The 14326-nt window shown below is 33.9% G+C and carries 13 protein-coding genes; 12 read left to right on the top strand and 1 reads right to left on the bottom strand.

The window, feature by feature from the left end; all coding sequences use genetic code 11:
- The first annotated feature begins 2 nt into the window (after nucleotides 1-2).
- The 9 genes from HC176_RS14770 (at nucleotide 3) to HC176_RS14730 (ending at nucleotide 7627) form a co-directional block, all read left to right on the top strand.
- Nucleotides 3-911 carry a geranylgeranylglycerol-phosphate geranylgeranyltransferase gene (locus HC176_RS14770; protein WP_167919649.1) on the top strand — a complete coding sequence of 303 codons (909 nt, stop codon included), beginning with the start codon at nucleotides 3-5 and terminating at the stop codon, nucleotides 909-911.
- A 127-nt stretch (nucleotides 912-1038) separates the two neighbouring features.
- The gene (locus tag HC176_RS14765; RefSeq protein ID WP_167919647.1) at nucleotides 1039-1629 is read left to right on the top strand and encodes a Maf-like protein; all 591 of its coding nucleotides are present in this window, start codon (nucleotides 1039-1041) and stop codon (nucleotides 1627-1629) included.
- A 28-nt stretch (nucleotides 1630-1657) separates the two neighbouring features.
- Complete coding sequence (locus HC176_RS14760) at nucleotides 1658-2599, top strand: septum formation inhibitor Maf (RefSeq protein WP_167919645.1); 942 nt, start codon at nucleotides 1658-1660, stop codon at nucleotides 2597-2599.
- A 50-nt stretch (nucleotides 2600-2649) separates the two neighbouring features.
- Entirely contained in the window at nucleotides 2650-3198 is a 549-nt protein-coding gene (locus tag HC176_RS14755; RefSeq protein WP_167919643.1) for a mechanosensitive ion channel domain-containing protein, read from the top strand.
- A gap of 35 nt (nucleotides 3199-3233) precedes the next feature.
- A complete protein-coding gene (gene corA / locus HC176_RS14750) occupies nucleotides 3234-4298 on the top strand; it encodes a magnesium/cobalt transporter CorA (protein WP_167919641.1) in 1065 nt (354 codons plus the stop codon).
- A 103-nt stretch (nucleotides 4299-4401) separates the two neighbouring features.
- Nucleotides 4402-5517 carry a tyrosine-type recombinase/integrase gene (locus HC176_RS14745; protein WP_167919639.1) on the top strand — a complete coding sequence of 372 codons (1116 nt, stop codon included), beginning with the start codon at nucleotides 4402-4404 and terminating at the stop codon, nucleotides 5515-5517.
- 167 nt (nucleotides 5518-5684) lie between these two features.
- Nucleotides 5685-6233, top strand: a complete 549-nt coding sequence (locus HC176_RS14740; RefSeq protein ID WP_167919630.1) for a hypothetical protein — start codon at nucleotides 5685-5687, stop codon at nucleotides 6231-6233.
- Between the two features lie 9 nt (nucleotides 6234-6242).
- Entirely contained in the window at nucleotides 6243-6587 is a 345-nt protein-coding gene (locus HC176_RS14735; RefSeq protein ID WP_167919628.1) for a hypothetical protein, read from the top strand.
- A gap of 545 nt (nucleotides 6588-7132) precedes the next feature.
- Entirely contained in the window at nucleotides 7133-7627 is a 495-nt protein-coding gene (locus HC176_RS14730; RefSeq protein ID WP_167919626.1) for a hypothetical protein, read from the top strand.
- Nucleotides 7628-7876: 249 nt separating this feature from the next.
- On the opposite strand, the gene HC176_RS14725 is transcribed toward HC176_RS14730, so the two are convergent.
- Nucleotides 7877-8044: a hypothetical protein gene (locus HC176_RS14725; protein ID WP_167919624.1), complete on the bottom strand. Its 168-nt coding sequence runs from the start codon at nucleotides 8042-8044 to the stop codon at nucleotides 7877-7879.
- A gap of 305 nt (nucleotides 8045-8349) precedes the next feature.
- On the opposite strand from HC176_RS14725, the gene HC176_RS14720 reads away from it, so the two are divergent.
- From HC176_RS14720 to HC176_RS14710, 3 genes are read left to right on the top strand one after another with little or no spacing between them, the layout of a single operon-like run.
- A complete protein-coding gene (locus tag HC176_RS14720) occupies nucleotides 8350-10116 on the top strand; it encodes a type I restriction-modification system subunit M (protein WP_167919622.1) in 1767 nt (588 codons plus the stop codon).
- Nucleotides 10113-10880 carry a restriction endonuclease subunit S gene (locus HC176_RS14715; protein ID WP_167919620.1) on the top strand — a complete coding sequence of 256 codons (768 nt, stop codon included), beginning with the start codon at nucleotides 10113-10115 and terminating at the stop codon, nucleotides 10878-10880. Before HC176_RS14720 ends, HC176_RS14715 begins: the two co-directional genes overlap by 4 nt.
- On the top strand, nucleotides 10864-13881 hold the full coding sequence (locus HC176_RS14710) for a type I restriction endonuclease subunit R (protein ID WP_167919618.1): 3018 nt from the start codon (nucleotides 10864-10866) through the stop codon (nucleotides 13879-13881). The genes HC176_RS14715 and HC176_RS14710 overlap by 17 nt, the downstream gene beginning before the upstream one ends.
- The last annotated feature ends 445 nt before the right edge of the window (nucleotides 13882-14326 follow it).

The raw sequence follows: 14326 nt of genomic DNA, 5'->3' as shown, positions 1-14326 counted from the left end.
CATTGTCGTTTTTAAACCTCATCCGTTGGAAAAACCTTTTGATGATTGCCGCAGTGCAATTGCTCATTAAATACGCGCTTTTAGAACCTTTTGGTGCACAGACCAGTTTGGACGGATTCGATATTTTTCTTTTAGTTTTTGCAACCATTTGCATTGCTGCGGCAGGAAACGTTATTAACGACATTTACGATATTGAAACCGACCGCATCAACAAACCCCATCGGGTTATTGTTGGTAAATCCATTTCAAAAAGCACAGCTTTTAATCTTTTCATTACACTCAATATCATTGGCGTGGGTACTGGATTTTATTTGTCGCACGCTGTGGGAAAACCGGCTTTTTTCTCGGTGTTTATCATGATTTCCATTTTGCTTTATGTGTACGCCACTTATTTAAAACGCACCTTACTGATTGGCAATTTGGTCATTTCCTTTTTGGTGGCCATGAGCCTAATTATTGTTGCTATTTTTGAATTGCTCCCCGTAACAACTCCCGAAAACAGAACCTCCCAAATCCTATTTTTTAAAATGATTTGGGACTATGCCCTGTTTGCATTCTCCATTAATTTTTTGCGCGAAATAGCCAAAGATATCGAAGATATTAACGGCGACTATAGTCAAGGCATGAACACTCTACCCATTGCTATTGGTCGGGCGCGAAGCAAAAATATTCTGGCCATGTTAAACTTTATTCCGCTGGCCGGCATTATTTATTATTTAAATGCCAGTTTTTACAAACAACCGTACGCTGTGGCTTATTTTTTAATTTTTGTGGTTGGGCCGCTCATTTACATTACCATAAAAACCTTTAGCGCCAAAAACAAAGCAGACTTTAGCCACTTAAGCAGCATGTACAAATGGGTGATGTGCTTTGGTATGCTGTCGTTGTTACTTTATTTGTTTATTTTGTAATTTTCTCACGAAAGAGAATAACTAAAAAGCACTCTCACAAAGGCGCTAAGACGCAAAGTTGTTTTTACTGCAAAACACTGAAAACTGAGACTGCAACTGAAAACTGAGACTTCAAACTGAAAAAAACATGCTAGAACGAAAACTAAAAAACCACCATATTATATTGGCATCCGGATCGCCCCGACGTCAGGACTTTTTTAAGAATCTAGGTTTGGATTTTGAAATTCGGTTAAAACCGGTGAAAGAGGAATCCCCTAAACGGCTTACCCATTTTGAAATCAGCAATTATTTAGCACAACTCAAAGCCTTGCCGTTTAAAGACGAATTGCAACTCAACGATATTTTAATTACCAGTGACACCATTGTTTGGCACAACAACACAGCTTTGGGAAAACCCCGAGATGCTAAGGAAGCATTCAACATGTTAAAATCATTGAGCGGTAACACCCACGAAGTGATTACCTCGGTGTGCTTTACAACGCCCACTTTTGAAAAAACCTTGCACGATATCGCCAAAGTGACTTTTAAGGCACTCACAAACGAGGAAATCAATTATTACATTGAAACCTACAAACCATTCGATAAAGCTGGAGCGTACGGCATTCAAGAATGGATTGGCCAAATTGGCGTCACTAAATTGGAAGGCTCGTATTTTACCGTAATGGGCCTACCCGTCCACCTTGTTTATAAAACGTTAACAGCCATTGCTGATCTATAATTTGTTTGTAATTTTAAACCAAAACACCATGCTACAAATTACAGTAAAAGGTCTTATTTTCACTTGGGTACTTGTTTCAGCTACATTTATTTGTTGCAAGAACGAAAAACAACAAGACATAGCGCTCCACTGGAAAACAGAATTTAAGATTGGAAAAAACTTCGAAAAAAAGCAGCTTCCTGAAACTTTTAAAAACTATTGGTATGCCGGCGAAGCCGAAATTTCATCATATAAATTAGAACAAGCCCGCTATGGCGAACTCCGTGAAGGTACTGCTGTTTTGGTTTACGTTACCGAAGATTTTTTGCCCAAAATTCAAGTAAAAGCCGACAGTAGAAATGAAAGCACCATTCCAATTTTAAAGCTTAATGCCACAAAAAATTTCAACACAGGCATTTACCCTTACTCGATTATGCAGAGTACGTTTTATCCGGTGAGCAACAACCAACACGCCCTGAAAGTATCGAGTTCCATCCAGGAGTGGTGCGGGCAGGTTTACAGCCAAATTAACAATCGAAATCAATTTGAAGTGACGTCGCACTCTTATTTTGAAGCGGAGGCCGACGAATCCTTCAAACTTGAAAAGTCTATTCTGGAAAACGAACTGTGGACGCAACTCCGCATCGACCCCAAATCCTTACCCATAGGAACTCTAAACATTATTCCTTCATTAGAATTCATCCGCCTAAAACACATTGAAACCAAAGCCTACCAGGCAGAAGCCGAGCTTACCGAAGGGCAGTACACCATTGACTACCCCGAATTAAATCGGAAATTAACAATAAACTTCAACCCTAATTTTCCTTACGATATTTTAAGTTGGGAAGAACGCTTCAAAAGCGGCTTTGGCGATAGCGCACAACTGCTCACCACCAAAGCCACAAAGCTAAAAACAATCAAATCAGCTTATTGGCAACAGAACAGTTCTAAGCACGAAAAATTAAGGAATTCCTTGTTTTTAAAACAATAAGGATTTCATTTTTGAACGTATCTTTACCACAAACAATAACTCAATAATTTATGGTTTTAGATTTTTTTGAAACTTACCAAAAAGAACTGATTATAAGTGGCATTATCCTATTTTCGCTATTCATCATTCGCTATATCACCCATTTTACCATTACCAAAGTGGCTCGAAAAAATGGTATTAACGATGCCCGTATCCGATTGATTAGGCGTTACATCACCGGAACCATCTTGTTAATAGCCATACTTTTAGAGTCTATCGTTTTTGGAAACATAGAGGACATCGCAGTAGTATTTTCGTCTGTTTTTGCTATTATAGGTATTGCTCTATTTGCTATTTGGTCCATTTTAAGCAACATCACCTCGGGCATTATTATGTTCTTTAACTTTCCGTATAAGGTGGGCGATAAAATAGAAATACACGATAAAGACTTTCCCATTACGGGAATTATTGAAGATATCAGGGCGTTCCAACTGCACCTTCGTCTTGATAATGGCGACTTGGTAACTTACCCCAATAACCTCATGCTTCAAAAGGCGGTAACCTTAATTGAAAAAGATGCCATTGATGCCCCCACTGAAGATGATGGCGAAGCTGTATAAATTATTACTATATTTAGCTTATAGAACATTCTTTTATGGCTAAAAAGCGAAAACTCCGATCTAAAAAACACATCGGGCAAATTCCGGGCAGCGTTATCTATACGGGCGAAAAACAGGACCACAAACTGTTTATTGAAGCCTTCGATTACAACAAAGGCATGCACATTGAAAAAGAACTCTTAGACGTTGAAGAGTGTTTCAATTTTGAGCATGGCACCGTAACCTGGATCAACATTAATGGGCTAAACCACGTACACGCCATAGAGCGCATTGGCGAACACTACGAGCTGCACCCTTTGGTTTTGGAAGATATCGTGAACATTTCTCAGCGCCCAAAAATTGATGAGTACGACGATTATCTGTTCGTGGTGCTTAAAATGCTCTATTACGATACCAACGAAAAAATCGTTTCAGAGCAGGTAAGTTTTGTGCTTGGCCCCGAGTATGTGCTTACCTTTCAAGAATCTGAAGGCGATGTGTTCGATAGTGTTAGGGAACGTATTCGGCAAGGTAAAGGGCGTGTGCGCAGTATGGGTGCCGACTATCTGCTTTATGCTTTGATGGATGCTATTGTAGACCATTATTTTAGCGTGATTGAAATTTTGGGCAATAAAATTGAAGATTTTGAAACCAACATATTTTCAGGCAATGTAGATGAAGACATCAGCCAAAACATCCAAAACCTAAAACGGGAAATTTTAAGGGTGCGCCGTGCCATTTTTCCGTTGCGCGAAATTATCAGCCGAATGGAAAAAGGCGACAATTCGCTTATTGAACCCAAAACGATCACCTACTTTCGTGATGTTTACGACCATTTAATACAAGTTTCAGAAAACATCGACATTTACCGCGAAATGATCTGGAGTTTAATGGACATGTACATGACCACCATTAGCAATAAAATGAACGAGGTCATGAAAGTCCTCACCATTATGGCCTCCATTTTTATACCCCTCACCTTTATTGCCGGCATTTATGGCATGAATTTCGAATACATCCCCGAACTGCAGTACCGCTACAGCTACTTTATACTTTGGGGCGTCATGATTGTTATGTTTATTGCCATGCTTTTTTATTTTAAACGAAAAAAGTGGCTGTGAAAATTTTCAGGCTGTCTGTTTAGTCTCAACTAAATTTACTTCCATTCTTTTATTTTAATATGAAAATTCGTAATTTTAGTGGTTGTCTTTTTAAAAACACCCCATGAAAACCATCACTTTAAATTTACTGAGCCACCGAAACACGGACCGTATAGGTATTGCGTTTCAATGGGACCGAGAGGTTTTAAACCACATAAAAGCATTGCCACATGTTAAATTCAGCAAAACATTAGGGGTGTATTATGTAAATTATACTTCTGAAAACAAAAAACTGCTTTATGCACATTTTAGAAAAAAAAATTGGTACGTTAACTATTCCAAATTATCGGGCACCCCACAAAAAACAATTTCTACAACAGAACATGTTGAGCTTCCGCCATTGCATGAAAAAGACCGAGAAAATTTAGAAAAGTTCAAAAAATGGCTGAACCAAAAACGACTGAGCCCAAACACGGTGGCCACCTATGTTGAAGTTACTGCTTTTTTTATACGGTATGCCCACCTAAAGCAATCAAAAACGTTTACGGTTAGGTTATTGGAAAATTTCAACTACGATTTTATTGTACGCCCAAATAAATCGGTATCGTACCAGAACCAATGTATAAATGGTATTAAAAAGTTTTTGGAATACAAAGGCGTTCACTTGGAAAACATTACCATTAGCCGACCCCAAAAAGAAAAAAAACTCCCCACGGTTTTAAGTCTGGATGAAGTTAAGCAACTTATTGATGCCGTTAGCAACTTAAAACATAAGGCGTTTCTTGCCCTTATATATTCGGCCGGGCTTCGCGTGGGAGAAGCCATCAATTTACGGCCAAACGACATTGACAGTAAACGCATGCTAATACACATAAAAAGTGCCAAGGGCAAGAAAGATCGTTATACCATACTGTCGGCCACGTTATTGGAGCTGTTGCGCATGTATTACAAAGCCTACAGACCAAAAAACTTTTTGTTCGAAGGCCAATCGGGTGGCGCTTACAGCCATGCCAGCGCCCAAAGAATACTAAAAAAAGCCCGTTACAAAACGGGGCTAAAAAAACAAATTACCTTGCACACCCTAAGGCACAGTTTTGCCACGCACCTATTGGAAAACGGCACCGACCTAAGGTACATACAACAGCTTTTAGGACACAACAGCCCAAAAACCACTATGATCTACACACACGTTAGTGAACGCAGTATTAGAAATATTAGAAACCCATTTGACAGTTTTTAAAAATACTTTATATTGTAAACCAATAATTACAACATTGTAAATAAAACACGAACAAAAAAAGCCATTTATTCCGCATAGCCAACCACAATGGTTGTTTATAACGAATGAAGGTATTTATATAATTAAGTTGTGTTTAATTTAAAACAACCATAGATGAGTAAAGACGAATGGAGTTAAGTAAAGAATTATTAGAAAGCATTGATGAATTATTAAAAAAACTATTCAAAGATGGAACGGTAGCAATACATAGCTACGGAACAAGCAGTAACGATGTATTAAAAGGAAAATCAAAAGAATTATGTAAGGCTTTAAATCTTATAAGGATAAAGTCTAATTCACAATACGAACTCGATGAAAAAGGTATAATCGTTATTCAAGATGGTGGGATTGAGAATTATCTGAATAATTTAAGATTAGACAAAGATTTAGAGAGAACCATAAAAGACCTGACAAAAGACAATTTAGAAAAGCAATTTAAACACAACCTAATATTTGTGTGTCTAGGAGGGATTATAGGACTTCTAACAGCAGCCATAACAATGGCGGTGCAACCAGATAGCGCAAAACAATATATAAACAAGCTAAATGAAATGGTAGAGCAAGATAAGCTGATTTCCAAAGACCTTCAAACTGATATCCAACAAATGCGTTCAGAAATAACTTTTTTAGAAAAGCAAATAGATTCTTTAAAATACGCATCGAACTTAAATAATTAAAATAAAAATATGACTGATAAAGAGATTTTAGAAAAAAGCGATTTGACAGTAAACTTTAAAGTATTAAAGTCAAAATACAGAACTTTTATTTTTTTACCAATAACAGGACTTAATAAAAAACTAATGGCTATCAGTGTTTATAAAGACGAGTTAAAAAGAACTGAATACAAATTAACTGAATCCGAAAATGGAAAACTTACTTTTGTAAATCTTTTGACTTATCAGGAAAATGTTTTTGATTTAAGCGAATTAAGTCTTGGTAAAATTCATTTTCAATTCCAAAATGGACTTTGTGAGACATTTGAAGTGACATCCCTAGAGCCATTAAATGATTTGCAACAGTACTTGGTTTAATATTACCACCATCTTTTTTAATGTTATCAAAAACATCTAATGAACTTTTTAAAATCTCTTGCGGAGAAAAAAATACATCTGACAATTTAACTAAATCTGACATAAAAAAACTAAACACAACACCGTGTATAAAAAATAAGGGCTCGGTGTCTAAATTAAACCTTGTTCCATTCTAAAAACGCTGTTGCATAAGGAAAATCTATACTTTTTTGCCCTTACTTTCCATACACATTAACGTTGTAAAACATTAAAAGCGCGTGGAAAGAAAAAGCAAGAGGGTAAGCCGAAATGATGCTAGGGAATGACCAATGACCGTGCAAACAGGTAGTTTTGGTCGGACTATCGAGCAGTGCTGGTAGTTCCTCGATTAACCTAGTATTGTTTCACCTCTCTTGCTTGATAAAAAATAGCAAGTGAGCGGATAATATTATTAGCGGATGAACAATGGCCTACCAAGGAAGTTTTGTTCGGTATATTAGGCAGTGCCGATATACCCTTGATGAAACTAATAATGTTTGAAACCCACTTGCTTATATTTAAAAAACATGAAAGACTTTAATAAATCGGATATACCAGCACTGGACTTTATAATCGACCAATGCTTAACCAAAGGGTATAGTTTAACCGCTAACGACCTGGTTAAATACGGACACATAAAACTGACGGACAAAAAGGGGTATGGAACGCTTTCTCCAGAATTTGATGCCTCAAAAGAATTTAATCGATATTTAGGAATACTTAAAAAGCATGGTGTTTGCGAATGTGTGTTTACATCTGATGGAGAATTTGCCAGAGCCAATGAAAACACGTTTAATTTCCAAAAACAAGGCGGTTTTAAAGAATTGTACAAGGACTTAAAAGAACAACGCAAGCGAGATAAATTAGAGTTTAAAAAATCAAAAGTTGATTTAAAACTAGCTAAAGAAACTTTAAAAGATTTGCCAAAAACAAAGAGGTTAGCTAAATGGGCTGTCATAATATCAGTAATTGCAATACTTTTCCAGCTAATACAATGGATAGTAGAATTACAGTCCAAGTAAGATGGATATTTATTTTTTTAGAATCTTTGCTAAAAGACGCTAATTCTCTTATGATATCATCACGTTCTGAGTTAGACATAAAAAACGTTTTAAAAATTAATAAAAATGAATGACTTACAACAACTTGAAAAAACTATAATCACTTTGATTGCAACTATAGAAACATTGCAAACAAATATTAACGAGCTAAACAAGACAAACAAAGACTTGGAAATTTCAGTGTTATCTTTATCATCTCGTATAGATAACCTAGGGTAGAGTAGCGTTTTCTTTAGCTATTTTACCGGTAACGTACAGGATGTACTCTATTTCAGCACTTGTCCTTCCTTTTAGATTATTTAATAATGATTTTGAATCATTAATGCACTCTTCTGTAAATTGGTTTTTGATTTTATCTGAAATAACTAAATCTGACATAAAAAAACGTTTTACAACACCGTGTATAAAAAATAAGGGCTCGGTGTCTAAATTAAACCTTGTTCTATTCTAAAAACGTTGTCGCATTTGGAAAGTCTATACTTTTTTTACCCTTACTTTCCATACACAAACACGTTGTGCATAATGCGGAAAAACGATAAAAATTGAACATTTGAACTACAAAATCCAGCCGCATAAATAGCACATTTGTTTTTTTTCCAATGCAAAAGCCAACGCTAAAAAAAACAAAAGAGCTATTTTAGCCTACGCTTGAATTAGCGACAGAAAAAAAGAACAGAAACTGAATGAATTTAGATACGCAAAGCCTACAACCAATTATTAATTTCATCTGGACAGTTGCAGATGATGTTCTGATAAATAAATACCTTGAAAATCAATATCAAGACGTTATTTTACCAATGACCGTTTTGAGAAGGTTAGATTTAGCACTTGAAAAAAGCAAAGACAAAGTTCTCAAAACTCACAATGAGTTTAAATCCAAAATGGATAACCTTGATGGACTTTTAACAAGTAAAGAACACGGCTCTGGATTAGCATTTTACAACACTTCGCCATACACAATGAAAAAGTTGTTGGACGACCCAAAAAACATAGACAGTAACTTTTTAGATTACCTAAATGGCTATTCAGAAAATGTACAAGACATTATTTCTAAATTCAAATTCAGAAACCAATTAGAAACGCTTGAAAATGGTGGAATAACTTTTTCACTAATAGAAAAATACTGTAATCCGAAAGTTGAGTTGCGTCCTGAAAAAATATCGCCTATGGCAATGGGTTATATGTTTGAGGATTTGATACGCAGATTTAACGAAAAAACCAATGCAGCAGCAGGACGACACTTTACACCAAGAGAAATTATTGAATTAATGACCCATTTGGTGTATTTACCAGTAAAAGACCAAATACAAAACGGAACTTTTTTAGTGTACGACCCTTGTGCTGGTTCTGGAGCAATGCTTACCCAATCAAAAAAGTACGCAACAGACCCAGATGGAGAAGTGAAATCTAAAGCTACTTTCCATTTATACGGACAAGAGAATACAGGAGAAATGTATGCCACTTGTAAATCCGATATGTTACTTAAAAATGAAGACCCAGAAAAAATAAAATTTGGTTCTACATTAAGCGAATACGGTTTTGAACCCAATTTAAAATTCAATTTTATGTTGACCAATCCACCTTACGGAACAAGTTGGAAACAAGACATAGACAACTTAAATGTTGGTTCTGGGAAAAAAGTAGAAATTAACGACAGGAGATTTAATCTTTCAATAAAAAATCACAAAGGAGAACTCGAAGAAAAATGTTTGACTTCACGTAGTAATGATGGTCAGCTTATGTTTATGCTACATATGTTGTCTAAAATGAAAGACCCTAAAGATGGAGGAAGTCGTATTGCTTCTGTTCATAATGGTTCTGCCCTATTTACAGGAGATGCAGGAAGTGGAGAAAGTGGTATAAGACAATATATTATTGAGAATGACCTTTTAGAAACAGTAATAGCTCTTCCTTTAGATATGTTTTACAATACAGGACAACCTACATACATTTTAATTTTATCTAATAATAAAGCTAAATCAAGAAAAGGTTTTGTACAATTAATTAAAGCTGATACTTTCTTTAAAAAAATGACCAAAGCTCTTGGAAAGAAAAAAAGTGAATTGAATTCTGAACATATCAATAAAATTGTTGAATTATATTTAAGTAATGAAAATAATAAATATTCAAAAATCTACACAAATGAAGAATTTGGATACTATTCACTTAAAATCAAACATTCAGAGAAAGACTTTAAAGATAATCACGATATTAAAGATTTCGAATATATTTCACTAACCGAAAATATTGATGAATACATTAAAAATGAAGTTTTAAAATATACACCAAATGCAAAACCAGATAAAAAATCTGCTAAAATTGGTTATTCAATAAACTTTATTGAAAAATTTCATCAAGCAAATGACTATCGAGAATTAAAAGACATAATTAGTGATATTGAATTATTAGAATCGAAAACTTTAGGTCTTTTAAATACCGTATTAAAATGAAATATAGAACTGACTTTATAGAAACCAAATATAAATGGCTTGGCGAAATTCCTTCAAATTGGGAATTAAAAAAGGTTAAGCATATTCTTTTTGAAGTAACACAAAAAACTGAAATTGGTAACGAAGAATTATTATCGCTTTCTCAATATACTGGAGTTGAAAAGAAGAAAGACAAATTAAAAGATAAAAATGATAATTTAACTAATGCTCAATCTTTAATTGGTTACAAAAAAGTTTATCAAAATCAATTAGTTAGCAACATAATGCTTGCTTGGAATGGTTCAATTGCAGTTTCAGAATATAACGGAATAATTAGTCCTGCATATTGCACATATTCATTTAGGGAAAACTACAACCCAAAATATTTTGAACATTTGTTCAAAACAGAAATTTATAAATCTGAATTTAAAAGAAAATCAACAGGTATTATCGAAAGTAGACTTCGTCTTTATTCCGATAAATTTTATAATATCCCTTGTTTTGTTCCTGATATTGAAGAACAAAATAAAATTGTTGATTTTATAGAACTAAAGAAAAAGCAGATTAAAGTTTTAAAAAACTACAATTCTCTAATTTTTGGTAAAACAAATCCCAAAACAGGATTTTTGAAAGAATATCTTCAAACATTAATATTTAATGCAGTTTTTGGCAAAATTGATTTATCGGATTTTGGGAATGAAATGGATTTAGAGGAAGAAAATTTAGCATTAGTTGCTGAAGAAATCACAAAATATGGCGAAATAGATAATGAACAAATCAACTAACACAAAAGAAAACGGTTTTGAAAAACATATCGTTGACTATTTAGTTGACAGCAATAAATATGTTCAAAGAGAAAACACTAATTACGACAACGTAAATTGTATTGACGAAGATTTGTTGTTTCAGTTTTTAGAAGAGACTCAAACCAAAGCATTAGACAAATTAAAACGTTTCCATAAAGACCTTTATAAGCAAAAAATAGTAAAGCGTTTAAACGACCAAATAAAACAAAAAGGTGTTATAGAAGTATTGCGTAAAGGCATTGTAGATGGCTTTACAGATACAAAACTTCGTCTGTTTTACGATAAACCAGTTTCTCATTACAACCAAAAAGCAAATGATTTGTACCACGCCAATATTTTTTCGGCTATGCGACAAGTCTATTTTTCACCTCAAAATAAAAAATCGTTAGACATTGTCACGTTTATAAATGGTTTGCCAATAGTCAGTTTTGAATTAAAAAACGAACTCACCAAACAAAATGTAAACCACGCAATAAAACAATATAAAACAGACAGAGACCCAAACGAAGAAATTTTCCGTTTTGGTCGTTTGGTTGTCAACTTTGCTGTAGATTCTGAAGAAGTTTGGATGTGTACAGAATTAAAAGGACAAAGTTCTTTCTTTTTACCTTTCAATAAAGGCTACAAAAATGGAGCAGGAAATCCACCAAAAGAGGGTATTAGAACTGATTATTTGTGGAAAGAGGTTTTGACAAAAGATAGTTTAACAAATATTATTCAAAACTATTCTCAAATCATTACCGAAGAAAAAGAATATTTAGATTCTAAAGGTAAAAAGCGTATTAAGAAAGTTAAAAAACTCATATTTCCGAGATTTCATCAATTAGCAGCAGTTCGTAATATTTTAGCAGATGCACAAGAAAATGGTGCAGGACAAAAATACTTAATTCAACATTCTGCTGGTTCTGGAAAAAGTAATTCTATTTCTTGGTTAGCACATCAATTAGTTGGCTTACATAATAAAGCAGGAACAGAAACTATTTTCGATACTGTAATTGTAATTACAGACCGAAGAGTTTTAGACAAACAAATTAGAGATAATATTAAGCAATATCAACAAGTAAAAGGTGTTGTTCAAGCCATTACAGAAGGCAGTAAACAATTAAAAACTGCTTTAGAAGAAGGTAAAAAAATTATAATTACCACGATTCAAAAATTCCCTCATATTGTTGAAGAAATTGGAGATTTACCTGGAAATAATTTTGCAATCATAATAGACGAAGCACATAGTAGTTTGAGTGGACAAATGGCTAGAAAGCTAAATGAAACATTAGCAAAAGTTTCAGATGAAGAAGAATTACAATCTGACCTTGAAAATTATGATGAAAACGAAAATGACGAAGTTACAGGAGAAGATTTAATTAGAGCAATGGTAAAAGCTCGTAAATTATTGCCAAATGCAAGTTATTTCGCTTTTACAGCAACACCAAAGAATAAAACTTTAGAACTTTTTGGAGTTCCATATCAAGAAGATGATAAAACTAAATTTAGAGCATTTCACTTATATTCAATGAAACAAGCTATTGAAGAAGGTTTCATAAAAGATGTATTGCAGAATTATACAACATATCAAAGTTATTATGCTTTACTCAAAAAAATAGAAGACGACCCAGAATACGACAAAAAGAAAGCACAAAAGAAACTAAAATCTTACGTAGAAAGTCACGAACATGCTATTAAGAAAAAATCAATATTAATGATTAACCAATTTTTGGAGAATCTAAATAAGAAAGTTGGTGGCAAAGGAAAAGCTATGATGGTCACAAGTAGTCGTGCAAATGCAGTAAAGTACAAAAAGGCTTTTGACCAATATTTAAAAGACATTAATAGTCCTTATAAAGCTGTAGTTGGATTTTCTGGAGAAATAGATGGAGAAACCGAAGCAAGTTTAAATGGATTTCCAAGTGGTAAAATTCCTGATGAATTTGAAAAACAAGAATATCGTTTTTTATTAGTTGCAAACAAATTTCAAACAGGTTTTGACCAACCTTTACTGCATACAATGTTTGTAGACAAAAAATTAGGTGGTGTAAATGCTGTTCAAACATTATCTCGTTTAAACAGAAGTCATCCATTAAAGAAAGAAACGTTTGTTTTAGATTTTGCAAATACAGCAGAAGAAATAGAAAACTCGTTTAAACCTTATTTTGAAAGCACGATTTTAGGAGAAGCCACAGACCCAAATAAATTGTTTGATTTACAAGATGCTTTAGATAATTATCAAGTTTATACGAGAGAACAAGTTGAAGATTTTTCTAATCGAATTTTAGACAATGTTCCTGTTGACCAATTACACGCTTTATTGGATGAATCGAGTGATGTTTTCAGAAACGATTTAGAAGAAGAACAACAAGCAGACTTTAGAGCAAAAGTTAAAACCTATGTACGTTTGTATATTTTTCTTTCTCAAATTGTGGAATTTGAAAATGCGTATTTGGAAAGGCTTTATATTTTCTTGAATCACTTGCAAAATAAATTAGGTGGAGACACTTCTATAGATTTATCACAAGGCATTTTGGATAATATTGATATGGATAGTTACCGATTGCAATTGGAATCAACTACCAATGTTGTTTTAGAACAAGGAGAAGATTTAAAACCTATTCCAACTGAAATGCGTGGTGGAGGAAACGACCCAGAAATTGACAGACTTTCGAGCATTTTGCAAACGTTTAATGAACGTTATGGAACTGAATTTGAAGACACAGACAAAGTCCAAAAAATGGCAGTAGATATTGCAGAAGGAGTTATGAATAACCAAGAAATGAAAAACTCAATGGAATATTCAGACGAACAGAACGCAAAAATTACGAATGACAAAGTTGTAGCGGATGAAATGCTGAAACACATAAACTCGAATTTCAATTTTTACAAACATTATTCAGACAATAAGGAATTTAAAGAAGATGTGAATAATATGATTTTCGGACTGGTTAAAGAAATGTTGAATAAAGGAATTGGAGGAAACGCCAATCCTTAAAGCCATACACATTTGCAATTCGCCACAGCCAACGCTACGCCAAAAATTGCAAAAGAGTATGTCTTGTCAACGCTCAATTCCGAACTAAATAACAAACATCGGAAAACCAAGCTGAACGTGAAAAGCACTATGCACAACAACGTGTATAAAACATAGCTCTTATAGGCTTTTCGAGAGGTTTTTGTATATTTACAAAGTACGCCAAATTTTTTATTTGGTTATATTTATAAAAGAAAATTAAACATAAAAATAAAAAATTTGGCTCGTGCTAAATCCGAAAAGTTAGCGTTTATTTATACGCTACGTTTCATACACAAGACCGTTACAAATAATTTAACAACAATACCATGAATAATAAATTTCAGATATTATACTTTGCACTAATCATTTTGACCTTCTCTTGTTCTGAAAACGATAATGAGGAAACTTCGGAACCACAGAATAA

The sequence above is a fragment of the Tamlana crocina genome (assembly GCF_012037625.1).
Note: the sequence above shows the minus strand (reverse complement) of the source record. Positions and strands in the feature narration are given on the sequence as shown.